Below are 21,752 nucleotides of genomic sequence, written 5' to 3'. Positions count from 1 at the left end.
GTCGGCGGTAGATGTCGCAATCCACACCGAACCCAGAAGGCCCTCACCCGTTCAAGCACCCAGCACGCGTGTCACCAACGTCCCGGGACAGCACATCTAGGTCCTCCTTGATCCCCTCCGGGGTCCAGCCGCCCTTGCGCAGGATCTCGTGCGCCTCGGCCATGGTGATGCGGGGGAAGGGCGTCGTGGGGACCGTGATCTCCACACAGAACCGCTCGCGGACGGCCTCGCCGTGGGTGTCGGCGACTTTGGCGATGGCGTGGGTGAGCATCCGCTCCTCGAACGCCATGACGTCATCGACGCCGTCGATCCAGGCGAGCTCGACGTCGACGCCGGTGAACTCGGTGGCGTGCCGGGAGGTGAACGACGGCTCGGCACGGAAGACGGGGCCGATCTCGAAGACCTTCTCGATGCCGGCCGAGATCGCCATCTGCTTGTAGAACTGGGGCGACTGGGCCAGGTAGGCGCTGCGGCCGAAGTAGCCGAGCTCGAAGACCTCCGCTCCGGATTCCGAGGCGGTGCCCATGAGCTTGGGGGTGTGCATCTCCGTGGCGCCCTGCGCGTAGGCGTACTCGCGCAGCCCCTGTTCCAGGGTGGTCTGCACGGCGAACATCAGCTGGGCGGCGGGACGGCGGCGCACGTCCAGGAAGCGCCAGTCCAGCCGGTGCTCGATGCCCGTCTGCTCGTCGATCGGCAGCGGGGTGGCGGCCGGGTTCAGGACCTCGACGTTCTCCGGGACGATCTCCAGGCCGCCGAGCTTGACCTGGGCGGCGTCCACGACCCGTCCGGTGATCTTGACGGCGGATTCGGGAGTGAGGGCTTGGAGCCGGGCCTCCAGCGGCCCGTTGTCACGCTTGTGGGTCACCTGCACCATGCCGGTTCCGTCGCGTACGACGACGAATTGCATCTTGCTCTGCAGGCGTAGGGTGTTCACCCAGCCGAAGACGGTGATGGTACGGCCGACGTGTTCTCGCAGGTCGGAGACGTGTACGCGGCTCTGGATCATTGCGGTCCTCCGAAGGACATCGTCATGATCCCTTGGGAGTGCGGGCGAGAAGGGCAACTCGCGGTGCCACCGCACTTTCACCGCCACCAGGTGGCGGCCTCGTTCTGGCCTGGTGACGGGGGCCGGCCGGCGGGGCATTGGGCCATAAGAGGGGGCCGTTCCTCCCCGCGCTCGGGAGGGTCTTCGCCTCGGGGCGCGAGACCGCCTTCCCAGCCGCCGGCGGCTCTCTCTGCTCGCGTGGTCCCTGGCTACTCGTCTCCGTCAACGCGTTGCCGGGAAGGATACGAACGCCGCGATCGCGTCCGCAATCGAGAATGCGAGGGCAGCGTCCCGGGGCTTTGTATCCGGCACGGCGTTGCATATCCGTGCGAGCGTGGAGCGTGTCCGGGTGGCTGCCGTGGAGGTCGGCTGGAGCTGTGGCGAGCGGTCAGCCGAGGTAGGGGCACGCACGTGCAGTGGAAGGGGACGGGCGAGGGGGAGTACCGGGTCGGCCGAAAAACGTCGGTGCGGAGGTAGGGCGAGTGGTCCGGGGTGTAGGTCCGGCGTCGGTACCCTGGAGCGCATGTCTACTGCCCCGGTTCGCGTTCGTTTCGCCCCGTCCCCGACCGGCATGTTCCATGTCGGTGGTGCACGGTCCGCTCTCTACAACTGGGCGGTGGCGCGACAGTCCGGCGGCAGGTTCGTGCTGCGGATCGAGGACACCGACGCGGCCCGGAACAAGCCGGAGTGGACCGAGGGCATCATCAGCGCGCTCGCGGCGATCGGTATCCATGGCGAGGATGCCGCTTTCGAGGGGCCGTACTTCCAGTCGCACAACGCCGACCGGCACCGGGAAGCGGCTCAGCAGCTCTTCGCGGCCGGCCGGGCGTACTACTGCGACTGCACCCGGGAGCAGTTGAAGGAGCGCACGGGGTCGGAGCACCTCGGGTACGACGGGTTCTGCCGGGACCGGGGGCTGGCCTTCCAGGAGGGGCGGGCGCTGCGGTTCCGGACGCCGGACGAGGGTGAGACCGTCGTGGTCGACCTGGTCCGCGGGGAGCCGGCGTTCCCGAACAGCGCGATCGAGGACTTCGTGATCGCCCGTGGCGACGGGTCCCCGGTCTTTCTGATCGCCAACGTCGTGGACGACCTGGACGAGGGAATCACGCAGGTCATCCGGGGCGAGGAGCACCTGTCGAACACCCCGAAGCAGCAGCTGCTGTGGGAGGCGCTCGGTGCCAAGCCGCCCGTGTGGGCGCACCTGCCGGTGATCGTGAACGAGAAGCGGCAGAAGCTGTCCAAGCGCCGGGACAAGGTGGCGCTGGAGGACTACCTCGCCGAGGGTTTCCTGCCCGAGGCGATGGTGAATTACCTCATGCTTCTCGGCTGGGGCCCGGGTGACGACCGGGAGATCAGGCCGTACGAGGAGCTGGAGCAGCTCTTCCGGATCGAGGACGTCAACACCGCGCCGGCCTTCTTCGACGTGAAGAAGCTGACGGCGTTCAACGGCGAGTACATCCGCGCCCTGTCACCGGAGCAGTTCGCCGCCGCCTGCGCGCCGTGGCTCGTCGCCCCCTACGCGCCGTGGCGGCCGGAGGCGTTCGCCAAGGACGTCTTCGAGGCGGCGGCTTCCCTGGCCCAGACCCGGCTGGCGCTGCTTTCCGAGATCACCAGCTATGTGGACTTCCTGTTCCTCGACGAGCCGGTCGAGGACGAGGCGTCGTGGAACAAGGCGATGAAGGCAGACGCCGACGCCATCCTGTCGGACGCCCGCGCCGAGCTGGCCGACGTCGCGGACTGGAAGGCGGGCGACCTGAAGGCCGTCCTACTCGCCGTCGGGGAGAAGCACGGGCTGAAGCTGGGCAAGGCCCAGGCGCCCATCCGGGTCGCGGTCACCGGCCGGACGATCGGACTCCCGCTGTTCGAGTCCATGGAGCTGCTCGGCCGGGACCGCGTGCTGGCCCGTCTGGACGCCGCCAGCAAGAAGCTGGCCGCGCAGGCTTAGCCGGTGCTCAGGCGACCTGCGCCAGGAGGTTGCCCCAGGCGTCGCCGAAGTAGTTCAGGTCGAACCGGGCCAGGGCCTCGTACCCCGCCTTGGCCTCGGTGTGGCGTGCCGCCGCACGCTCCCGGACCTGTGCCGGGAGATGGCGGAGGTCCGGGGCCGGCTGGCCAGCCAGTGCGGCGAGGTCGCCCAGGCCGGCCACCGGACGGATGAGGCAGGGCAGGCCGAGGAGTAAAGCCTCGGCGGCGCAACGGCTCCAGCCCTCCCGCATCCGTGGGAGGAAGACACCGACGTCACAGGCGCGCAGCAGACGCAGGTACCGCTCGCGTTCGACGTCGTAGTGCGCGCTGTCGAGGCCGATGGTGTTGCTGCCGCTGGTGATCACCCGCAGTCCGGGAACGCCGGCCAGTGCTGCGGAGACCTCTTCGGTCCCCTTCCAGTGCACGGCCTTGCCCGCGTAGACGCCGATCACGTCGGGTTGTAGGCCGAACTCGGCGCGGCACTCGGCCCGGTCGTAACCGCGTGCCTGCTCTACTTCGGCCATGTCGAAGGCGTTGTAGATCACCCATACGTTGCGGACGCCTCGGGCGCGAAGCTGGTCGGCCCAGTACGGGGCGACGCACACGACGGCGGCGCACTGCGGCAGAACGCGGAACAGCCGCTCCCAGAGCATGGCCTCGATGGGGGCGGAGTCATGTTGGAGCGGCTCGTAGTGGTGCAGGAGGAACACCGTGCGGGCGCGCATCTCGGGCGTGAACAGCAGCAGGCTCAGGTCGTCCCACACGAAGGTGCCGGGGGTGCCGTGCAGCGCCCGTATGGAAGGGGCCAGGCGGGCGAGGTGGCGGAGCTTGCGCCAGCGGCGGACCCGGTAGGTCCGCTTGTGGTCCGGGACCGTGCGCCATTCCACGTCGTCGGCCGTCACCTCGTGGAGCATCCGTAGGTAGACCCGGCCGCCGGTCCGGCCGACCGGCTCCATCGAGTAGACGACCCGTTTCACGGACGTACCTCCTGTATGTGGTGGACGTACTCGGCGTGCAGGCGCGCGTGCATGGTCTCCAGATGCGGGCCGAGGTCGCGGGCGGCGTCGGCGAGGAAGAGGTGGAAATCGCCCAAGGTCTGGAGGAACCGTCGGCGTCGGTCGAGGTTCGGGGACTCGGCGAGGTCGCGCAGGTTGTGCAGGCGGTCGGCGAGCCGGACGAGGAGGTCCTCGGGCGGGAGCGCGGCTTGCTTGGCGCGCCAGCGGGTCTCGTCGCCGACGGACTTCGTGCGCTGTCCGAGGCGGTGGTCGGCCGTCATGGCACGCAGGCGGGCGGTGAACGGGCCGCCGAGGTGATGGACGAGCAGTGCCTCCGACTCAGGGGACACCTCCAAGGCGTCATGGAGGAGAGCGAGGAGGAGGGTCTCGGGGCGCCGGACGCCGATCTCCGTTCGCAAGAGCCTGACGACGGCCAGCGGGTGCTCCAGGTAAGGCGTGCCCTGGTCGCGGGTGTGGCCGTCGTAGACCGTGAGAGCGAGGCCGGCGGCCACGCGGGCGCGGGACTGCTCGTTCAGGCTCCACGCCGCGGCACCGAGCACGGTCAGGACGTGGTCGAGATCGATGGGATCCATCCGCCTCACCTCGTACGAAGGGACGCGGCACGGGGATCGGGGACGTGGTCGGCGAGCAGCAGGGTGTCCCCGACGGCGAGGGCATCGAGGCGCAGCTCCACCGTCGCCGCCATGGCTTGCTCAGCGGTCCGCAGGATCGGGGCGCCTTTGCGGTTGAAGGATGTGTTCAGCAGCAGCGGCAGTCCGGTGAGGTCGCGGAACTGCTCAAGGAGATCGCGCAGGCCCTGGTGGTCGGCGGCGACGGACTGGACGCGGGCGGTGCCGTCGTGGTGGGTGACCGCCGCGACTCGGCCGGCTCGGCACCGTCGGACGGTGGCGACACGGTTCATGAACGGGTCGCCCGCCGACATGAACCACTCCGTGGCGTGCTCGGCGAGGACGGCCGGCGCGAACGGGCGGTACGCGGCTCGCTTCTTGATCGCGTTGAGTCGGTCCCGCGTGGCGGCGTGACCGGGGTGGGCGAGGATCGAGCGATGGCCGAGGGCACGCGGCCCGAATTCGAGCTGCCCCTGCACCCAGCCGACGATGTGGTGCTCGGCGAGCAGTGCCGCCACTGCGGCCGGCAGCCCGAGCCCGAGGTGGGGCAAGGCGTGATAGCCGGGCGGCACCGTTGTCGTTGGCAGCGCGCCCGGGTTCGGGCCCCAGGCCGCGTCGGTCGGCACCGGCAGGCGCTCCTGCCCGAGCTGGTAGTGCCAGCCGTAGAGCGCGGCGCCCACGGCTGTGCCGGCGTCGTGCGGGGCGGGTGCGACGAAGAGGGTGTCGAAGCCGCTGTCGGCGGCCAGCTGGCCGTTGAGGTGGGAGTTCAGGGCGCATCCGCCGGAGAACACCAACGTTGAGGCCCGGGTGAGTCGTTGCAGGTGGCGGGCGATGTGGACGACCGCATCGGTGAAGATCTCCTGGACGGCGGCGGCTAGGTCGGCACGCTTGTGTTCCGGCTGTTCCGCGACGTTGTCGGCGGTCCAGGCCCGGCCATCGAGCAGCAGCGGTGTGCTGCTGTCCGCGGAACCCCACGGGTGGTCGATGCGGACCTCGCCCTCGTCGCCGAGCCGGACCAGTTCGCGGATGTGTGTTCCGTAGCGCTGGGGATCGCCGAAGGCCGCGAGCGCCATCATGCTGCCCTCAGGCTCGTCGCCGGGTGGGATCACCCTCTGGGCGAGGTTCCGGTAGAAGTGCCCGAGGGAGGAGTGGACGCGCCGGGGCCCGACCGGGCCCGGCACGACGGCCGGCATGCCCTGGTGGAGGCGGTCGATGCGATCGGGCCACAGGTCGTACCCCGTGATGCGCTCCCGGCCCGGGCCGAAGTCGGAGCCCAGTGAGGAGCCGCCGGCGTCGATGACGAGGCCCGCGGCGTGCTCGTGCCCGGAGAGCAGGTAGCCGGAGAGCACGTGGGCCGTGTGGTGTGAGAGGAGGCGGAGGTGTTCGCCGAGCGGCGCGGGCAGGAGGGCGGCGAGTTCCTCCCGCTCCTCGGCCAGCCACCAGCCGGCCGCAGGGTTGGGACGCATGGAGGCGGCCCAGACGGCGTCCACGTCCTCCGGTTCGAGGCCGGCGGCCTCCAGGCACCACTGGAGCGCGCGGGTCGGGGCGGTGAGCGTGCCCTTGCGGGTGGGGTGGTTGTGCTTGACGCCGCTCCAGCGCTCCTCTTCGGCTGCGTAGAGGCGGCCGTCTACGACTAACGCGGCGGCCGTGTCGTGGTGGAAGTTCAGTCCGAGGACTGCGGGCATGGTGGTGTACCTCCCGGTCAGACGGTGAGGGCGGGGACGAGTGCGGCGCCGGAGTCGGTGTACTCGTGGCAGCGCAGGCAGAACCGGAAGTGGTGCGCGCGCGGCGCGAACACCTTGGCCGCGAAGTCCTCGTCCCAGATGCTGAACTCGCTGTCGTCCTTCGCCATGGCGTTGAAGCAGCGGTAGCAGGACCCGTCCATCTCGATCATCAGGTGCTGGTCGAGGTAGCGGTCGCAGAGGCCGCGCAGCTCGTTCGCCGGCTGGCCCACGTCGACGTGGTGCACGTGGTTGGTGACATGAATGGCGCCGTACTTCTCACACAGCGCCCCGAGCTGCGTGAGCCGGGTGGAACTGATGCCTTCCAGGACGCTGTTGACGACCACGGTCTTGCCGGCTTCGCGGAGGCGGGGCACGACGGCGTGCACCTCGTCGTAGTTCCCGTGTTCGTCGTCGCAGCCGATGAGTATCTGGTCGTAGGAGCGGAGGGTCGCGTCCATGATCGGCTGGTTGCGGGCCAGGGTGATGGCGTTCGTGCCCAGGACCATGACCTTGTCCGGCAGCCGCGTGCGGGCGGCGTCGCTGAGCGCCGGGAAGTCCCGGTGCACGGTGGGTTCGCCGCCGTTGATGTGCAGCTGCTGGAAAGGGATGGTCTCCAGCCGGGTCAGGATGGTGGAGAACAGTTCCAGGGGCATGTTCTCGCCCTGGGCGCCGTCGGCGAAGATGCAGAAGTCGCAGTGCCGGTTGCACTTCGTGGTGATCTTGACCTTGGCCGTTTTGAGGGTGCGGGGCACCGGCGCACGCGCGGTCATTGGCGAGACTCCTTGGGTCAGAGGTGGACGTCGTCGGGCGTGAGGCTGAGGAAGTCCTGGAGGGTGGTCTTCTGCTGGTGCCAGCGCGCGAGCGTTGTGCGCAGGGTGTCGGCGGTGGTCGGTCCGGTGGGGATCAACGCCGCCATCCGGGCGGCCAGCCGCTGGGCGGCAGTCGCCTCGTCTGCCGCGAGCGCGGTCAGCGTTTGTGCGGCGGAGCGGAGTTCTTTCGCCTCCCGCCGGATCAGGTACTCGGTCGCCACGCCGGGCGGCGGATCGAGGTAGTACAGCCAGCGGGCGACGCGTACACGGAGCATGCCCGCCGTCATCACCCAGCCGGTACGAGCGTGCTCATGCCTCTGGCCGTCTGGGCGGTCCCCGACAGGAACGCGGCGCATGGCCGCCTCCAGGGCGACATGGGCCGCGCGGAGCAGGTGGCGTGGACTCCGTGGGCGGGCATCGGCATGGTGCTCCGAGTGCCGGAGGAACAGCTCGGCGTATCGATCCAGCCCCTCCGGCCGCCACTGTGTGAGGGCCGCCGTCTTTCCGGGGCACCGGGTCCGGGTCGCCAGTGCCGCGGCGGCGAACCAGCACGGGGCGAGGTAGTGCCACGCCACGCAGTGGCGCCGGTACGCGGCGACGTCCTCAACCACGTTGTCCGTGCTGTCCGCAGCCAGCTGGTATCGACCGCCCATCCGGGCCTGGAGGATTCCCCGGTAGAACCGCTCATCGACCTCGCACCAGGGCGCCATCTGGGCCCGGGACTTCCAGCGCTGGAAGTCCCGCGCGCTGCCGCTGATCAGTGACCAGGTCGCGAGTTCGGGCGCGGAGACGAGTCGCCCGTGCGCCTCGGTCACGGTGAAGGCGAAGCCGGGCGGGTGCTCCAGGAGACGTCGATGGGAGACCTCCCGGTCGACTGCGGCGGCGTGTGCAGCGACCAGGCGGTGGTTCCACTCTTCCCAGTCGGTGGGGGCCTGGGGAAGGAGGATGCGTACGTCGATGTCGGAGTGCGGTGCAAGGAGGTCGGCCGGCTGCCACTTGTGGGTGAGCATCACGGCCCCGACGTCGTGAGCGTCCAGCTCGCGTTCGTACAGAGCGCCGAGCTCCTGGTAGAGAGGCGGCGCGTCGACCACGACCATCACCGCTCCCCGGTGGAGGCGCGGGCGCAGGAGGAGCCGGCCGCTTCCGTGGGGAGGACGGGGAGCAGGGGCAGGACCGGAGTGCCTTCGGGGCGCTCCATCCGGTCCCAGCGCAGGTCGTAGTCGACATAGTGGAAGCCCTGCCAGGCGTCGTTGGTGTTGCGGTCGAGCATGGCCTGGAAGAGGTGGGCGAAGGCGTCACCGAGTGTGCCGTCGGCGAGGTGGGGTTTCAGGGGGATGTCGCGGTTGTGCAGGATGCAGGGTCGCGCCACTCCGGTGGGCGTGATCTTGATTCGGTTGGCGTCGGAACACGTGGCGCAGCTGGAGTTGGAGATGAAGCCGATCGATCCTGCCCAGCCGTCGGGACGGAGGTACTGCCCGGGGCTGCGGACGCCCAGCTGGTCCCGGGGGACTTCGCCGGCGTTGGCGAACCACTCGTGGAGGCGGTCGCGGACCTCTGCCTCGGTGATGAACTCGGTGGCGAACAGCGCCTGGGCGGGACCGATGTTCTGGAGTTCGATCAGGCGGACGGCGACGGGCAGGTCGCGGGCGAGTTTGGCCACGGCGAAGGCGTCGTCCAGGTAGGTGCGCTGAAGAACGCAGTTGATCTTCACTCGCAGGCCGAGGGAGAGGGCGGCGTCGAGGGTGCTCCGGGTGGTGTGCGGGTCGCCGCCGCCCATGATCGCGGCGGACCGCGCCGGGTCGAGGCTGTGGAGGCTGAGGTTGAGGTAGGTCAGGCCGGCGTGGTGGAGCTGTTCGACGCTCAGCCCACGGCGCAGGTTGCCGTGGCTGGTCATGCCGATCGCGGCGTCGGGACCGAGGCCGTCGGCGAGGCCCGTGATGACGTCGAGGATGTCGGCTCGGAGGGTCGGTTCACCGCCGGAGCAGTGTGCCTTCCTGATCTTCCAGGTCCCGGCCTCGGTGGCGATGGCCGCGTAGTCGGAGGCGGTCAGGGGCCGGTCCTTGTGCCCGTAGTCCGGCATGCACCGGGGCTTGCAGAACACGCAGTCCAGGTTGCACAGCGAGTTCAGGGTGAAGGCCAGGTAGGGGTGGTTGCGGCCTGCGGCGGCGAAGGCGGCGGCCAGGGCGTCGTGGTCTGCGGTGGGCATTGGTCAGCCTCCTACGAGCGGAGAGCGGGTGGCGGGCGCCTCGGCCAGGCCGTTGAGGGGCTGGCCCGAGAGGTAGCGGTGCAGGTTGTCGGCGAAGAACGCCACCGCCTCGTCCATGTACGTGCGGCAGAACACCGAGCTTTTCGGGGTGAGTACGACCCGGGGGTGAATCCGTAGCGGATGGCGTGCAGGCAGCGGTTTGGGATCGAACACGTCCAGGGCCGCACCGCGCAGGTGGCCGGTGTCGAGGGAGGACAGAAGGGCCGACTGGTCGACGGTTGCCGCGCGGCCGAGGTTGAGGAAGAGAGAGCGGGGCTTGCACGCCGAGAAGAGGTCGTGGTCGAAGTAGCGGTGGGTGGCAGGGGTCGCGGGCAGCAGATTGACCACGACGTCGGCGACGGACACCGCCTGGTGCACCGCCGTCGTGTGCACCCACGTGATCCCGCCCTCGGAAGCCGCAGGTGGTGTTCGGCGCACTCCGATGACGTTCATGCCGAAGGCCCGGGCGGCCCGGGCGAGGTGGCGCCCGACGCTGCCGCAGCCGACGATGGTCATCGTCGCCCCCGCCAGGTCGAAGAACTCCTCGGCCAGGTCGTCCTTCCACCAGGCGCGGTTCCGCTGGACGCGCTGACTGATGAAAAGCCCGCGGGAGAAGCCCAGGACCAGGCCCATCGCGTGCTCGGCCATGGGCCTGCCGTGGAAGCCGTACGAGCGGGTCAGGGCCACCCCGACGGAGTGCGCCTCGGCGACGGGCAGATGGTCGGTGCCGGCGGCCGGGGAAGCGATCCACTTCAGATGTGGCGCGGCGAACAGCCACGAGGGCGCGAATCGCCACCCGAAGTAGACGTGTGCGTCGGCCAGCTGGTGCGGCACGGCCTCCTCGGTCGCCCTGCGGAACCCTATGCCGGGGAAGGCGGCGGACAGCGCACGCTCGTGCTCGGAGGACAGCCGCCAGAAGGAGTGAGGGGACTCCAGGCTGATCAGCACCACCGGCTGGTTCATCGCGCACGGCCCTCCACGGTGGCTGACCGCGCCAGCGCCCAAGGGGCGATGCGGTCCATGACGGAACCGACGCTGGCCTCGTAGTCGTGGCGGGAGCGGACCAGGGCCGCCCCGGCGCTCCGGAGCCGATCGCGTTCTCGGGGCAGGACGGTCAGGGCCCGGTGCAGGGCGGATGCCAGGGACCTGGGGTCCTGCGGTGCGGCCGTGAAGCCGGTCTCGCCGTCGATGACGGTCTGAGCCAGGCCGCCGGCCGTGGTCGCGACCACCGGGCCCGCACCGGCTGCGAACGCCTCCAGGGGTATCCGGCCAAAGGGCTCCTCACGCGAGGGAACGATGACCGCGCGCAGGGCCGGGCTGTGCAGCCAGGCACGGATCGCGGGGGTGAAGCGAGTGATCAGAGTCGCGTCCAGATCGTGCGCGCGGATGTCTGCCGCCAGGTTCTGCTGGTACGAGGAGGGGTGCTTGTGTTCCTCCGAGGTCACGGCAGCCAGCAGCAGGTGAGGAACGGGGACACCGCGTTCCTTCAGCAGACGCAGCGCCTCCAGGAGGTCTTCGAAGCCTTTCGTCGGGACTGCGCGGCCCATGGCGAGAAGGAATCCGGCGCGGGCCTTGAAAGGCAGCGGCAGAGCCGTGGCCGGCCTGACCATTTCTTCACGGATCAGCCCGTTCGGGATGCTCACGATGCTCGATCGAGGGACGGCGTAGTTGACGACGAGGTGGCCTCGCATGTGGGAGGAGATGGCCCCCACGCGCGCACCTCGGAGTGTCGCCGCTCGCAGGGCGTCCCGTTCCCAGCGGACGCGGGATACATCCTTGGGCCGCGTCAGCGCGGTCGTGGAGCGGGGCACGAGCAGCAGGTCCGTGGTCGGCGACGTGTAGGGCGCGAGCCCGAGGAACGGAATGTCGAGGCCGACGAGGAGGCACCGGCTCGCCCGCGCGGCGATGCGCATGGCCGCCTCGCCCGCCAGGTCGCACAGCTGAACCGAGCCGCAGACCGAGTTCGGCGGCGCGTTGACCTTGGGGATCGTGATGACCTCGGCTGCGGCCTGTCGCAGCATCTTCCGTACCTCGTCGACCCACCGCTGATCGTGCGCTCCCGCGGTCTCGGGCACGTGCGGGGTGATCACTGAGAGGCGGCCTGTCGGCAGGAGCCGAGCCAGTGCCGTGAGGAAGGCGCGGTTGCTGAAGCCGGTGCCCGACTCCGCGCCGTAGAAGCCCTCGTGGAGAGCGACGACGACCCTGGGCTGACGAGCGGCCTCCGGCACAGCCGTGAGTGAGGGTGGGGAAGTCGCATGGTCGATGCGCACTGTGTGGTGCCTCCTAGGAGGACGGGTTTCTGCAGGCGTGGACGTCAGGCGCCGGCGGACCAGGAGCACGGCCTGTGGGTGAGTCGGCACCAGGCACGAGAGCCGCTGGTGCCAGTCGTCAGCGACCAGGCATCGGCCAAGGCATCGACGATGGCCAGTCCACGTCCTGATTCGGCCTGCTCGTCGGGAGCGGTAGGAGAGGCGGGTGCGGGGCGGGAGCAACCGCCGTCGGTGACGGTGATCTCGATTTCCAGGCCGCCGCTGGCCAGACTCCTGCGGTCGACGCACAGCACCAACGGCGGATTGCCCGAGACGAAGGCGTTCGTCGCGAGCTCCGACCCGATCAGGCGGGCATCAGCAAGCACTTCCGTATCAGTGCCACGCAGCGCCAGCGTCACGGCGCCCCGGGCGAACTCGGCCGCTTCCGGTCCGTACGGCAGATCCGTGATCAGGGTGGTCGTGCCGTCGCCAGCGACGAGTCCGCGTCCGGGGGCGGAAGTTGGTCGTCCGGCGTCACGGTCCAGCACGCCGCCCGGTCGGCCTGGGGAGGTGCTCGTGTGCTGTCTCAAGGCCCACCTCTTTCTCCGTCGGCCCGTGAAGACGGGCGCCTCCGCCGGGATCCAAGAACACAGGAGAGGGAAGGTCAGACAGGACCCGATCAGTGGGTCAACTCGGTCAACTTCCATGCGACGGTGGTGAATCGTCCGGCCAGGGGCATCACCATGGGGCCCGCGAAGTGATGGACGAACCACTGGAGCGAAGGGTGGTCGCAACGTGGCACCGCAGACAGGCGAGCCCAACGTCGTACTGGCGGGGTGCCTCGACGAACTCGGGTGGAGCCCGAAGGCGCTCGCTCGCAAGCTCAACCGAGTGTTCGGCGCGGGGACGGTGGCCGAGTCGGCGCCGTACCACTGGCGGGACGCCGGCGCCCTGCCGCGCTCGCCGTTGCCGATGATGGCCGCCTACGTGCTGTCCCAGGAGCTGGGTAGGAATGTCTCGGTGGCCGAACTGTGGCAGGGCCGTGTGGGCGACTCGTCAGCGCTGGTCCCCGCGGACACGGATCTCGCGCGGCCTTGGACCGTGCAGGGCATGGAGGCGATCGTGGAGGACTGGGTGATGGGAGGGCTTGTCGACCGTCGCCGGTTCCTCGCGATCTCGGGCGCGGGACTCCTCGCGATCGTCGCCCAGTACCTCGACGGCACCGCGGGACGTGGTCAGTACACGCCTCGGATGACGTCGTCGCTCGGCACCGATCCGCTCGTGGACCAGGTCGAGCAGCACCTTCCCATGCTCCAGTTGCTCGATGACGAGCACGGCGGGGCACGACATCTGCCCTATGTCGGAGCCCAGTTCCGTGCTGTCGGGCTGCTGATTCGCGAAGGCGGCCACTCTCCGGCTGTCGCGAGCCGTCTGATCCGCGCGCTCGCGGAGATCGGCCAGCTGGCCGGCTGGATGGCCTTCGACGCGGCCGATCACGGACTGGCGCAGCGCTATTTCGTCACGGCGCTACGTGCCGCGCATCAGGTCAATGATCTTCCCCTGTGTGCCCACATCCTGGGCGACCTCTCCTTCCAGGCGGCGAGTCGAGGACACCCATCGGACGCCATCGCCCTCGGAGAGGCCGCCCGCCGCGCGAGTGACGCCGCCCCGCTGGCCGTCCGGGCGTCCGTCCTGTCCCGGCTCGCCTACGCGTACGCCGCCGCCGGCCGTGACAACGACTTCGCCCACACTCGTGGCGCTGCCCGTGAACTGATCGCAAGCCGGGACGGCCGCCAAGAAGAGCCCCGCTGGATGTACTTCCTCACCAACAACCACCTGGACTGCCAAGCCGGTTACGGCCTTATCCAGATGGGTCGTGCACAGCAGAAGGCGGAGAGCGGAAAGAAGAGCCGCCGCTTCCTCGCTCAGGGAACCGAGATGCTCAAATCCGGAGCGTACGACGTCTCGCGCGGCGACCCAAGCCAACGCCGAGCCATGTTCGAGGGAGCCTGGCTGGCCCTGGGGCACAGCGCGCACGGAGACCTGGAGGCAGCCTGCGAGATCGGCCAGATCGCCGCCGACCGCCTTGATGTCGTCCGCTCGCCTCGCAGCGCGGCGCTGCTCCACCAGCTTGCCGCCGACCTCCGCCGCCGACAGCGCAACCCTCACGTGCGCGGCTTCCTGCCAGCCCTGGAGGAGGCCCTCGTCCGACACGCCCCATCGACGCAACCCGGCCGTTAGGGTCGGGTTCATGACCGCAGGGGAGCGCGTTGTCGTTGTCGGGGCTGGGGTGGCTGGGCTCACCACGGCCGTCGTTCTTGCAGAGGCCGGAGCTTCGGTGCACGTGCTCGCCGAGCAGGTGCCGGGGGTCACGTCGCTGGCGGCCGGAGCGATGTGGGGGCCTTACCTGGTCGAGCCGAAGGACAAGGTCGACCAGTGGGGACGACGGTCCCTGGAGATTTTCCGGGAGCTGGCCCAGAACCCGGCGACGGGCGTCCGGCTCACCAGTGGCATCGAGGCGTCCCGCACGGCCGAAGCCGCGCCGGACTGGGCCACCACTTTGCCGGGTTTCCGACCGTGCGAGCGGGCCGAACTTCCGGTCGGCTTCACGGCGGGCTACCGGTTCACCGTGCCACTGATCGACATGCCCACCTACCTCGACTACCTCCTGCGCCGGCTCCGCGATGCCGGGGGTGTGGTCGAGCGGCGACGGCTGACTTCGCTTTCGGACGCCGGTCCGGCTTCGGCGATCGTCAACTGCGCGGGCCTGGGTGCGCGCGACCTGGTTCCGGACCCTGACCTCCGGCCCATCCGCGGCCAGCACGTTGTCGTCACCAACCCGGGGCTGACCGAGTTCTTCTCCGAGGACACCGGCCTCTCTCCGGACCTCCTGTGCTTCTACCCTCACGGTGAAACCGTCGTCCTGGGCGGCACGGCGATCGACGGCGAGGCCGATCTGGCCCCCGACGACAAGGCGGCGGCCGGCATCCTCGCCCGCTGTGCCGAGGTCGAGCCCCGACTCGCCCAGGCCCGTGTCCTGGAGCACCGGGTCGGCGCTCGACCGACCCGCGTCACGGTCCGTGTGGAGGAAGAGGCGGGGGAGGACGGCACCGTGGTCGTGCACAACTACGGGCACGGAGGTGCTGGCGTCACGCTGTCGTGGGGGTGCGCCGAGGAGACTCGGGATTTGCTGTCGATCGCGTGAGCTGCACGGGGAGGAACAGACGTTGCGACGTCCGCAGCGCGGGATCGCTCAGGGCGCCCCGACACGCTTGTAGCCGAACCACAACCGGCCACCGGTCTGCCCGAGCACCTCGTCCACGACGGCCACGAGGGTCTCGACTCTCCCGTCCAGTACCTCCTGTAGGCCGTGGTGGAGGCGTGTGCTGAGCCCGGGCGCGGTCGTCTCAAGGCGGCGTGCCAGCCACTTCCCACCGCCGCCCCACGAACCGCCAACGGCCAGTGCCAGCTCACCGGTGCGTCGGACCAGTTCGGTCGCGATGAACAGGCGCTCGCTCTGATCGTCGCTTCCCGCGAGGTCGTCGAGGAGGTCGGTGATCGCGTAGCGGCGGTCGTCGATCTCTTCCGACGACACCGGGGGTGGTCCGGCGGCGGTCAGCTTCCGGGCCTGTGCGGCGAGGCGGGCTCCGAGTCCATCGGTGTCGAAGAGCAGCAGCCTGTCGCGTAACCCGATCGAACCTGCCGTAGACGAGGACAACCAAGAGGGGGACAGCGGAACTTGGGTTTCGCGGAGAAGCGCGGAAACTACTGGCGTGGCCGGTACAAGGTCGCGCCCGGCAAGCACAACACGGTCGTCGACGAGAACGGCAAGGTGATCAGGTTCGCCACCAAGGGCGAGGCCCAACGGGCAGCGGCCGAGGCCGAGAACAAGTACCGTCGCGGCGACTGGCGCGACCCGGCTCTCGGCCAGGTGACCTTCCGCGAGTACGCGAACCGCTGGTACGAGGCCCAGGACCTGGCCGCCTCCACCATGCAGAACTACAAGCGCCACATCGAGGAGCACCTCCTCCCCGAGTTCGAGGACAAGGCGCTCGCCGGCATCCTGCGCACGGACGTCGACCTGTGGGAGAAGAAGGAGAAGGCCCTCTACGCGGCCTCCAGCGTCAAGACCTGGCGCTCGACGCTCCACCTGATCTTCGAGGACGCGATCGACGAGGGCCTGATCACGTCCAACCCAGCCGCCCGGCGACGCGGACGCGGCAAACGCGCCGGCCGCTCCCGAGACCGGGGCCCGGAGAAAGTGGTCACCGACGCGCTCGGCATCCTGCTGACCGCCGAGCGCGCCGCCCTGCTCTCCGGCCGCGACGACGAGTTCGTCGCCGTGGTCCTCAAGGGATACACCGGCATGCGCTGGGGCGAGATCGTCGGCCTGGAGACCGCATTCGTCCGCCCTGGAGCCGTCCGTGTCGAGTGGCAGCTGTACGAGCTCGACACCGGAGATCTGGTGCGCTGCCCACCCAAGGACGACAGCTACCGCACCATCGACTCGATGGACTGGATGTCCGCGCTGGTCGCCAACCACATCGCCCGCACGAAGCCCAAGCCGTGCCCCTGCCACGGCAAGACCTACGCCTTCCGAGGTCAGGGCGCGGCCCGCACAGGCGGCCACCAGGGCGCGAAGCTCGTCGACGTCGCGCGCCGGGCTGGCGTCTCGACCGGCACGGTGTCCAACGTCCTCAACCACCCCGAACGCGTCACCGAGGCCACGCGAGAGAAGGTCGAGCAGGCCATCGCGGACCTCCGGTTCGTGCGGGGCGGCGTCGTGCCGGAGCATGCCGCCCACTGGCGCAGGAACGGTTTCGCGACCTGGCTGTTCACGCCGGCGGTCTCCGGCTGGTACCCGAAGAAGGCACCGCACGAGCCGCGGCCGGTGCCCTTGCTCGGCGAGCCGTGGCCCGGCGTCCCGGCCCGGGGACGGGGTGCCAGCGATCGGGCCGACGCCTGCTGGCTCCCGATAGCCAAGGGGCTCACGCCCCACGGCCTTCGCCACACCCACCGGACGATGATGGAGGACCTGGGAACCGAGAAGGTGCTCATGGACGAACGTATGGGCCACATCGACGGCTCGGTCTCGGCGCGCTACGCCCACGTCACCCCAGGCATGCGCAAGCGCCTCATGCTGGGGCTGACCGAGCAGTGGGAGGCAGCACTCGACGCGCGTTTGGCCATGAACGCCACGTCACCAGTGCGCGTACTGAGTGGTCTCCTGCGGGCACGCGAGGTGTCACGGGTGCCCGTCAAGTCGTAGCAAGGCAAAAGTGCTGTGCCCTTCGGCGACCACTCCCGGAGGGCACAGCCATGTCCGTGATGCCTCCGCTAGGCCGCGTCAACCCCGCGCGGCCGTTTCCAGCAGTTACGACGATTGCCCAGTAACGGGACCAACGAATGCGGCTCAATAGGTACATGGAGACTGGCGAGCACTGGGCATACCGCGCGAGGCCGAAGGAGCTGGGCAGCCCTGTCAGGCAGGTGGAGATCGTCCGGGTGGGCGGTCGTGGCAGGTCTGACTGGATCCACGTCCGGTTCCTGGAAGGCGATGACGCCGGCCTGCAGGAATGGGTCAGCCCCGGCTGCCTCGTAGCACCGTGGTCAGACGTCGACGCGTTCCGCGCGGATGACGAGACAGAGCTCAGACTGGCCGAGGCGTCACGCCACGTACGAGGCAGCACGGATTTCGAGGCCGCGCGCCTGATCCTCGGGTTCGTCCGGCCGAAGAACAGGCTGCGCCTCCGCCGAGGGGTGGCGGACGCGGGAGTTCTGGAACTGAGCCGACTCGACGAGACGGCGCCGCTCATCGGCATGGACGCCACCGCGCTCCGCAGTGACCCGATGGTGCACGAGGACCGCGCCGGCATGTGCCTGGCCGGCTGGCCGGTCACCGAACGCGTCGCCCGTCAGGTAGCGGGCCGCCTCGCCGACGAGATCCTCCCGGAGGTGGACCGCAAGCAGCAGGACATCGAGCAGGAGCGCGCACAGCCCTCCTGGTACTCCTACCGTCGCCGGGACGACCGCAAGTTGGATGCGGAGGCGGCCGTCCTACGGACCGTCCGGGTGTGGTGCGGCGAGGACAAGGCTGAGCGCTACGACGAGCTGGTCGCACTGCGCGAAGAGGTCATCCGGCTCGGCCAGCTGGTGGAGAAGGCGGTCAAGGCCCTACGCGACCGTGGGCACGGCGTCATCGCCTCCACCATTGAGCGCGACCTTGGCGTCCATATCGCCAGCCTTGATCCTGACGTGCGTCGATAGAGCCCCGCCACGGCTCCGGGGTCGGCTTCGGCGGCTCAGGCCGTGCCGCAGGCTGCTCCCTCTCCGGCCGGTGCGGGTTCCAGCCGCCGAGAAAGGGCCGTAGCTGATCTCCCGTCGGCTCCGTGTGGAAGTCGAGAACGGCCAGGCCCCTGCCGTTCATGGTGGGGTCCAGCCGGTCGGCCTCCGCCTTCCCCCAAGCCGACCACTCTCGCAGCCTCTCGGCTTCGACGGCGCTGTCCGATGTCGCGGCGGCTTCGTCCAGTGCGCCGCAGAACACGCGGATCTCTCCGGCCACCTTCCACTGCTCCAGGGCTGTGCCGAAGTCGTCCGCCCGGAGGGCGTGAACCGCCTTGATCGAGGCGGCGCTGACGGCGGACTCCCACTCCCGCCTCTCGCGCTCCTCCCGCTCCGCCTCCAGACGCCGACGCTCCGCCTCCTGCCGCTCCCGCTCCTCGCGCAGGCGCCGCTGCTCCGCCTCCCGTTCCAGCCGAGCCCGCTCCTGCTCCTCCGCACGAGCCTTGAGCGCCCGGAAGACCGAACCGACCTGCTCCTCCAACGGCTTCTTGGCGGTGTCGGCCCATTCCTTCTTCCAGCCGTAGCTGTGGCCGTAGCCGTAGCCTGAGTGCTGGCTGATCAGCAGTTCCAGCTCGCCGGAGGGCTCGAACCTGTGCGCCGGCGTCACCCGCTGCCAGTCGTACGTACGACGGCCCGGCTGCTTGGGCACGTACCGGACCTGCTTCTGCCGCTCGCGGAAGCCGACCTCGTACGTCCTGCCGTGAACGGTGAGCAGGGGCCTGGGCTGCTTGCGCTTCTTGGACACCGTGATCTCGCCGTGGCGGGCGAGTGCCTGCTCGGCGAGGAGCCGCAGAAGCGAGAGGACTCGCGGCAGGACCTCCTCCGAGATCTCGAAGGCGCTGTGGTCCGCAGTGACAGCGGCGATCACGTCCTCGACATCGCTGATCACCCGGCTGCGCGCCAGCCGGATCCGGTTCCACTCGGTGTCGTCCTCACCCGACACCCTGAGCAGACCGAGGAAGAAGTCCCCCTTCGCCCGGCCGCTGTACTTCAGGTGGTACCCCTCGGGCGCACACTGCCGGGCTGCGTCGAAGGCCCTGCGGTAGCGGGCTCGCTCCGGACCGCTGGGGTTCGGGATCCGGAGGAACCGCCCAGCCTGCTGTACCTCCGCGATCAGGGTGGCTCCGATTTCCGCCGGCGACGCCTGCGGGGGCTTGGCGGTGCGTTGCGGCGCCGGTTTCGTCGTGGACGGCCCCGTGTCTTGCTTCTGCGGAGGAGGGGCAGGCCGTGTCCGTTGCTCGGAACCCGCCGACCGCTGCTTGCGCGGCGCCGGTTCCGGCCGGTCCGGGTGATGGCCGTGTTCCAGGTAGAAGCGCCCTGCGTCAGTGATCTCCGCCTGCCACTCCCCGCCTTGCTTAGGCATGGTGATCAGCCCTCGCCCCTTGAGCGCGCGGGCCGTCACGGCGAGTTCGGAGCTGGCCGAGGTGACGGGGTCGGAACCGTCCCCGATGCGGGTGAGGAGCGCGAGTTGCCGGTCATTTAACGGAGACCAAGGGTGCATGGCGATCGTCGTACCGTCTGTGCTCACCTCACCACAACCCGTATGAGAAGAGTTCATTCCCGGTGTGTGACGAGCTGACGCTGACCAGCCTGGCAGATGTGACGCGCACGGGATGGCATTTCATGATTTTACGTGCGCAAGATCTGGAAACGGGCGAAAACTAGGTGCTCCAAGCCGAGTAGAGGAAAGGAGCAACCATGCAAAACCGAGCGCTGGGGCTCGTGCCCGAGCAAAGTCGTCACCAGGACTCGGCGCCCGGAAGGATGCGCGCACACGACGCCTGGGCGCTGGAGCTGTCCGTTCTGATGGACACGATGAACGCACGGGCCGTCGCGATCGACCTGGGGCAGCAAGGCATGCAGGCTGCACTGACCGTCGTCTCGGGGCGGCTCTGCGTGTTGTTGCGGGCCGGCCTGAGCGAGCAGGAGACGGCGGTCGCCATCAGGTCGCTGCTCGGCCGTTACATTCACCGGCCTGCCTCCCTCCTGACTCTTTGGCCGGAGACAGGTGGGCGAGGCGTGGTGGTCAAGGAACCAGATGACGCCTCGGACTGGGGGCAGGAGGACCCGCCAGAGGTACCGGCTGACGTTCTGCCTCTGTACGAGGCCGGAAACTGGGCGCCGAAGGACGGATGGCGGAGCGACGACGAGGTATGGGAGAACCTGAAGCAGTTCATCGCCGACCACCTCAAGGGCGTCGTGGAGTACATTCCCCAGGACATGTATCCCCTGCCCGACGGGCTGGGCGCAGTTGTCGCCGCCGGGTACGACAGTGAGGGGATGGCTCATCCGCTGGTGTTCCTCCGCGGCGATCTGCCCGCGGGTCTTCGCGTCGACCTCCTCGGCTTCTCCATCGCGCTGGCCGTCGGTGCCGATCGCGGCGGTCGGGAACCCGATGAGAACGGCATATTCTACGTCGGTACGGACGCGGGGCCGGTTGGCGGCCCTGGGGTCGCACTTCTCGGAGCTCTGATGGTCCAGCGCTTGGGGCGTCGTCCGGGCGACTGCGACTTCAGGCTTCTCGATCCACCGGAGGATGTCGGCCGGGGGCAGGAGTCGGCCGCTTGAACCTGAGTCGACTGCGCTCGGAGGTGTCGGGCCTCTGAGGAGCGTCACCATCGCTCCCTTGGGAGCCGGATTCTGGGGTTGGCTCCCAAACGGCTCCCAAGAGATGCCCAGGAACCACTCAGGGGCCCGACCCGCTAAGCGGATCAGGCCCCTGACCTGGTACTACGGCGTCGGGGTGGCGGGATTTGAACCCACGACCTCTTCGTCCCGAACGAAGCGCGCTGCCAAGCTGCGCTACACCCCGATGTCGCTGCTTGTCGCGGCGACGACGTTTACTTTAGCCCACCGGCGGCTGGAGACGAAATCCGGTTTTGAAGCGGTGCCGGAGGGGGTTCGGGCGGGCGTGATCGAGGGCCACCAGGAGGACGGCGAGGGCGTAGAAGGAGAGGCCGAGGAGGAGGGCGTTGCCGAGGACGCCCTTGTAGCCGTGGGCCTCGACGTCGAGGAAGGGGTAGAGGTAGCGGCCCGGGGTGCCGGGGAGGAGCAGCTCGCCGCGGAGGAAGGAGAAGATCAGGTAGGCGAGGGGGTAGAGGAGCCAGCCGGGGGCCCGGCGCAGGCGCAGGGTGCCGGGGGCGGTCAGCAGAAGCCAGTCCACCATCGCCGCGGCCGGTACCGCGGTGTGCAGGAGGTGGTTGGCGGCCGAGTGCCAGAGGGATGACGCCGCTGCCGGGGAGTCCGTCATCACGAATGGGGTCGTCGCGTTTGCCAGCAGCAGGTGGTACACCAGCGCCGTGATCAGCGTGTACAGCAGGACCGCCCCGGTCAGCGCCGCCGGCAGCGGGCGGCGGGCCGTCCAGGCCCGGCGGGCCGAGAGGAGCATGGCCAGGGCCAGCAAAATGCTGCTCTGGATGGCGAAGTAGCCGAGGACTCTCAGCGGGCTGCCGAGCAGCATGTAGATCGTCACGCCCGTGATCGCCGTCAGGGCGGTCAGCAGGCGGAATACGGCGATCAGGGGGCGGCGTACGGGCTCCACCACCGCCGTGGCCGGGACGGGGGAGGGCAGCAGCGCGGGCATGCCCGGGATCGCGGGGAGATCCGGGATGTCCCTGGGTATCGGGGCGGTCATGCCCCCCACGCTAAGGAAACGGGGTAAAACGGGCGATTCGGGTGGGCTGAGTGGGTGAGCGGACCTCCGGGCCCGCCGCTTCCGCCCAGGGCCGCTTCCGCCCGGGGCCGCCGGCGGC

General features: G+C 69.6%; 17 protein-coding genes, 1 tRNA gene and 2 pseudogenes. 6 read left to right on the top strand and 14 right to left on the bottom strand.

What is annotated here, in order from left to right:
- Window positions 1–94: 94 nt before the first annotated feature.
- Window positions 95–1,006: pseudogene (locus tag ACIG0D_RS30360) on the bottom strand (amino acid--tRNA ligase-related protein); the annotation flags it as partial.
- A 610-nt stretch (window positions 1,007–1,616) separates the two neighbouring features.
- Between ACIG0D_RS30360 and gltX the strand changes: the two are divergent.
- The gene (gene gltX / locus ACIG0D_RS30355) at window positions 1,617–2,990 is read left to right on the top strand and encodes a glutamate--tRNA ligase (RefSeq protein WP_399807164.1); all 1,374 of its coding nucleotides are present in this window, start codon (window positions 1,617–1,619) and stop codon (window positions 2,988–2,990) included.
- Window positions 2,991–2,997: 7 nt separating this feature from the next.
- Here the strand turns inward: gltX and ACIG0D_RS30350 are convergent, their stop codons facing one another.
- Genes ACIG0D_RS30350 through ACIG0D_RS30310 form a run of 9 tightly spaced genes read right to left on the bottom strand, consistent with a single transcriptional unit; the run spans window position 2,998 to window position 12,206 of the window.
- The gene (locus ACIG0D_RS30350) at window positions 2,998–3,984 is read right to left on the bottom strand and encodes a glycosyltransferase (RefSeq protein WP_399807140.1); all 987 of its coding nucleotides are present in this window, start codon (window positions 3,982–3,984) and stop codon (window positions 2,998–3,000) included.
- Window positions 3,981–4,595 carry an HD domain-containing protein gene (locus ACIG0D_RS30345; protein ID WP_399807137.1) on the bottom strand — a complete coding sequence of 205 codons (615 nt, stop codon included), beginning with the start codon at window positions 4,593–4,595 and terminating at the stop codon, window positions 3,981–3,983. Before ACIG0D_RS30345 ends, ACIG0D_RS30350 begins: the two co-directional genes overlap by 4 nt.
- A 5-nt stretch (window positions 4,596–4,600) precedes the next feature.
- A complete protein-coding gene (locus ACIG0D_RS30340; protein WP_399807135.1) occupies window positions 4,601–6,316 on the bottom strand; it encodes a carbamoyltransferase C-terminal domain-containing protein in 1,716 nt (571 codons plus the stop codon).
- 17 nt (window positions 6,317–6,333) lie between these two features.
- A complete protein-coding gene (locus ACIG0D_RS30335) occupies window positions 6,334–7,125 on the bottom strand; it encodes a radical SAM protein (RefSeq protein WP_127432680.1) in 792 nt (263 codons plus the stop codon).
- Window positions 7,126–7,142: 17 nt separating this feature from the next.
- Window positions 7,143–8,261 (bottom strand): hypothetical protein, encoded by a 1,119-nt coding sequence (locus ACIG0D_RS30330; RefSeq protein ID WP_399807131.1) that lies wholly within the window; start codon window positions 8,259–8,261, stop codon window positions 7,143–7,145.
- The gene (locus tag ACIG0D_RS30325; RefSeq protein WP_399807128.1) at window positions 8,261–9,370 is read right to left on the bottom strand and encodes a radical SAM protein; all 1,110 of its coding nucleotides are present in this window, start codon (window positions 9,368–9,370) and stop codon (window positions 8,261–8,263) included. Before ACIG0D_RS30325 ends, ACIG0D_RS30330 begins: the two co-directional genes overlap by 1 nt.
- Before the next feature lie 3 nt (window positions 9,371–9,373).
- The gene (locus ACIG0D_RS30320; protein WP_399807125.1) at window positions 9,374–10,372 is read right to left on the bottom strand and encodes a D-2-hydroxyacid dehydrogenase; all 999 of its coding nucleotides are present in this window, start codon (window positions 10,370–10,372) and stop codon (window positions 9,374–9,376) included.
- Window positions 10,369–11,679, bottom strand: a complete 1,311-nt coding sequence (locus ACIG0D_RS30315) for a glycosyltransferase family 4 protein (protein WP_399807161.1) — start codon at window positions 11,677–11,679, stop codon at window positions 10,369–10,371. The genes ACIG0D_RS30320 and ACIG0D_RS30315 overlap by 4 nt, the downstream gene beginning before the upstream one ends.
- A 44-nt stretch (window positions 11,680–11,723) precedes the next feature.
- Window positions 11,724–12,206, bottom strand: coding sequence for an ATP-binding protein (locus ACIG0D_RS30310; RefSeq protein WP_399807122.1), 483 nt, complete (start codon window positions 12,204–12,206; stop codon window positions 11,724–11,726).
- Window positions 12,207–12,453: 247 nt separating this feature from the next.
- Here ACIG0D_RS30310 and ACIG0D_RS30305 point away from each other — a divergent pair, with 247 nt between their 5' ends.
- Both ACIG0D_RS30305 and ACIG0D_RS30300 read left to right on the top strand, forming a co-directional pair.
- Window positions 12,454–13,899 carry a carph-isopro domain-containing protein gene (locus tag ACIG0D_RS30305; protein WP_399807119.1) on the top strand — a complete coding sequence of 482 codons (1,446 nt, stop codon included), beginning with the start codon at window positions 12,454–12,456 and terminating at the stop codon, window positions 13,897–13,899.
- A 10-nt stretch (window positions 13,900–13,909) separates the two neighbouring features.
- Complete coding sequence (locus ACIG0D_RS30300) at window positions 13,910–14,863, top strand: FAD-dependent oxidoreductase (RefSeq protein WP_399807116.1); 954 nt, start codon at window positions 13,910–13,912, stop codon at window positions 14,861–14,863.
- 48 nt (window positions 14,864–14,911) lie between these two features.
- On the opposite strand, the pseudogene ACIG0D_RS30295 reads toward ACIG0D_RS30300, so the two are convergent.
- Window positions 14,912–15,340: pseudogene (locus tag ACIG0D_RS30295) on the bottom strand (nucleotidyltransferase domain-containing protein); the annotation flags it as partial.
- Window positions 15,341–15,397: 57 nt separating this feature from the next.
- Between ACIG0D_RS30295 and ACIG0D_RS30290 the strand changes: the two are divergent.
- Complete coding sequence (locus ACIG0D_RS30290; protein ID WP_399807114.1) at window positions 15,398–16,927, top strand: LacI family DNA-binding transcriptional regulator; 1,530 nt, start codon at window positions 15,398–15,400, stop codon at window positions 16,925–16,927.
- A 155-nt stretch (window positions 16,928–17,082) separates the two neighbouring features.
- A complete protein-coding gene (locus tag ACIG0D_RS30285) occupies window positions 17,083–17,925 on the top strand; it encodes a PE-PGRS family protein (RefSeq protein ID WP_127432663.1) in 843 nt (280 codons plus the stop codon).
- Here the strand turns inward: ACIG0D_RS30285 and ACIG0D_RS30280 are convergent.
- Window positions 17,855–19,528 (bottom strand): PE-PGRS family protein, encoded by a 1,674-nt coding sequence (locus ACIG0D_RS30280; RefSeq protein ID WP_399807111.1) that lies wholly within the window; start codon window positions 19,526–19,528, stop codon window positions 17,855–17,857. The genes ACIG0D_RS30285 and ACIG0D_RS30280 overlap by 71 nt on opposite strands.
- Window positions 19,529–19,698: 170 nt before the next feature.
- Between ACIG0D_RS30280 and ACIG0D_RS30275 the strand changes: the two genes are divergently transcribed.
- The gene (locus tag ACIG0D_RS30275; RefSeq protein WP_399807108.1) at window positions 19,699–20,568 is read left to right on the top strand and encodes a hypothetical protein; all 870 of its coding nucleotides are present in this window, start codon (window positions 19,699–19,701) and stop codon (window positions 20,566–20,568) included.
- A 170-nt stretch (window positions 20,569–20,738) separates the two neighbouring features.
- On the opposite strand, the gene ACIG0D_RS30270 is transcribed toward ACIG0D_RS30275, so the two are convergent.
- Both ACIG0D_RS30270 and ACIG0D_RS30265 read right to left on the bottom strand, forming a co-directional pair.
- Window positions 20,739–20,812 (bottom strand) — tRNA-Pro (locus ACIG0D_RS30270).
- A gap of 33 nt (window positions 20,813–20,845) precedes the next feature.
- Window positions 20,846–21,634 (bottom strand): Pr6Pr family membrane protein, encoded by a 789-nt coding sequence (locus tag ACIG0D_RS30265; RefSeq protein WP_399807105.1) that lies wholly within the window; start codon window positions 21,632–21,634, stop codon window positions 20,846–20,848.
- Between the last annotated feature and the right edge of the window lie 118 nt (window positions 21,635–21,752).

The organism is Streptomyces sp. NPDC052773 (assembly GCF_044547145.1).
Lineage (GTDB): Bacteria > Actinomycetota > Actinomycetes > Streptomycetales > Streptomycetaceae > Streptomyces.
This window is presented reverse-complemented; position numbering and strand designations above follow the sequence as displayed.

Coding starts and splice junctions, on each gene's coding strand:
- ACIG0D_RS30320 (WP_399807125.1), bottom strand. CDS start 10,372: ATGAACCAGCCGGTGGTGCTGATCAGCCTGGAGTCCCCTCACTCCTTC.
- ACIG0D_RS30265 (WP_399807105.1), bottom strand. CDS start 21,634: ATGACCGCCCCGATACCCAGGGACATCCCGGATCTCCCCGCGATCCCG.
- ACIG0D_RS30330 (WP_399807131.1), bottom strand. CDS start 8,261: ATGGTCGTGGTCGACGCGCCGCCTCTCTACCAGGAGCTCGGCGCTCTG.
- ACIG0D_RS30300 (WP_399807116.1), top strand. CDS start 13,910: ATGACCGCAGGGGAGCGCGTTGTCGTTGTCGGGGCTGGGGTGGCTGGG.
- ACIG0D_RS30335 (WP_127432680.1), bottom strand. CDS start 7,125: ATGACCGCGCGTGCGCCGGTGCCCCGCACCCTCAAAACGGCCAAGGTC.
- ACIG0D_RS30340 (WP_399807135.1), bottom strand. CDS start 6,316: ATGCCCGCAGTCCTCGGACTGAACTTCCACCACGACACGGCCGCCGCG.
- ACIG0D_RS30285 (WP_127432663.1), top strand. CDS start 17,083: ATGGAGACTGGCGAGCACTGGGCATACCGCGCGAGGCCGAAGGAGCTG.
- ACIG0D_RS30275 (WP_399807108.1), top strand. CDS start 19,699: ATGCAAAACCGAGCGCTGGGGCTCGTGCCCGAGCAAAGTCGTCACCAG.
- ACIG0D_RS30345 (WP_399807137.1), bottom strand. CDS start 4,595: ATGGATCCCATCGATCTCGACCACGTCCTGACCGTGCTCGGTGCCGCG.
- ACIG0D_RS30325 (WP_399807128.1), bottom strand. CDS start 9,370: ATGCCCACCGCAGACCACGACGCCCTGGCCGCCGCCTTCGCCGCCGCA.
- gltX (WP_399807164.1), top strand. CDS start 1,617: ATGTTCCATGTCGGTGGTGCACGGTCCGCTCTCTACAACTGGGCGGTG.